Genomic DNA, 1,318 nt, shown 5'->3' with positions numbered 1-1,318 from the left:
GGATTCAGAGGTGTGGGATCCCAGGCAGTGCTTCGGAACAATACCTTTACCAACACCGGAGCATCCTACTCTTACCTGATTTATAATCCGGAAGGAACCCAAATTCAAGTCTCAGATAATTCCTATAGTGGATTCCAGCGATTGAATTCCAGCTCTGATTTCTCAGTGGCCACCAATAATTTTAATCTCCTGACAGCAAAGGTTGATTAACAGTAATAAAGTATTTAAATAGTTATGTCGTGTATAGTCTGATAATAATTCAATAAAGCAATTACTCCTAAAGCCTTGCTCTTTTGAACAAGGCTTTATTTTAATAAAAATATCGCTATTTTTGAACAATCATATCCACGATAAAGGCAAACCAACTGAAAAGTTGGGACGCAAAGCCGAGGGCCTTAACTTAAGGGAAAGGTAGCCGGTTACCGAAGGGAGCAGTAAGTTATGAATTTTAAAAAGGGATGCAAGACAAAGAAAATTGGTACAACCTTAGTAATGGCATTATTGATATTAGGGACGTTTTTTTCTGCAAATGTTTTTGCTACAGCGTTAGAAACAGACGCCACGGATACGATTGGAATCACCTATCGGACTCACATTCAGAATGAAGGCTGGGCACAGGGATGGATGAGCAATGGTCAACTTTCGGGTTCCGAAGGAAAAGGCTATCGTTTAGAAGGTGTTGAGATAAAACTGACGGGAACGGTACCGGCAGGATTAGGAATTGAATATCGTACACATGTTCAAAATAAGGGTTGGGAACAGAAGTGGGCGACAAACGGTGGATTTTCTGGATCAGAAGGCGAAGGATTACGCTTGGAAGGAATCCAAATCAGGTTAACTGGTGCGAGTGCAGCTGAATATTCAGTTAGGTACCGGACCCATATTCAGAACGAAGGTTGGGCACAGGGGTGGGTATCGGATGGAGCACTCTCTGGCTCGGAAGGTAAAAGTCTTCGTTTAGAAGCGATCGAAATCATAATTGAAAAGCTGCCAGCCGGAGCAACAAGTGAACCGGCCAGTGTAGTGGTCACACCACCGCCAACCACAACACCGGTGAACCAGGGAGTCAGTGTTAAAGATTATGGAGCAAAAGGAGATGGCGTCACCAATGATACCGCAGCGATTCAAAAAGCCATTAATGATGCCAGCAGTAAGAATGTAATCTTGACAATTCCGGCCGGAACCTATGTGGTTGCGAGCCAACTGGAAGTAACGAACAATACCAGAATCAGCGGTTATGGTGCCACCTTATACATGGCTCCACAGCAGTCAGCAGTAGCAAATATTTTATGGTCAAATCCTGATGCATATATCACAA

At 43.3% G+C, this 1,318-nt stretch carries 2 protein-coding genes and 1 riboswitch; both genes read left to right on the top strand.

Features of this window, described 5'->3' with window-relative positions; all coding sequences use genetic code 11:
• Window positions 1-210 (top strand): hypothetical protein (locus A3KS_RS23860; protein WP_026395933.1); only part of this gene is annotated, 210 nt, incomplete at its 5' end.
• A 135-nt stretch (window positions 211-345) separates the two neighbouring features.
• Window positions 346-427, top strand: a riboswitch (cyclic di-GMP riboswitch).
• Window positions 428-441: 14 nt separating this feature from the next.
• Window positions 442-1,318 (top strand): glycosyl hydrolase family 28-related protein (locus A3KS_RS22890; protein WP_278247326.1); only part of this gene is annotated, 877 nt, incomplete at its 3' end.

The organism is Acetobacterium malicum subsp. dehalogenans DSM 11527 (assembly GCF_000472665.1).
GTDB lineage: Bacteria > Bacillota > Clostridia > Eubacteriales > Eubacteriaceae > Acetobacterium > Acetobacterium malicum.
The sequence above is the reverse complement of the archived record's forward strand: the minus strand, read 5'-3'. Positions and strand labels throughout refer to the sequence as shown.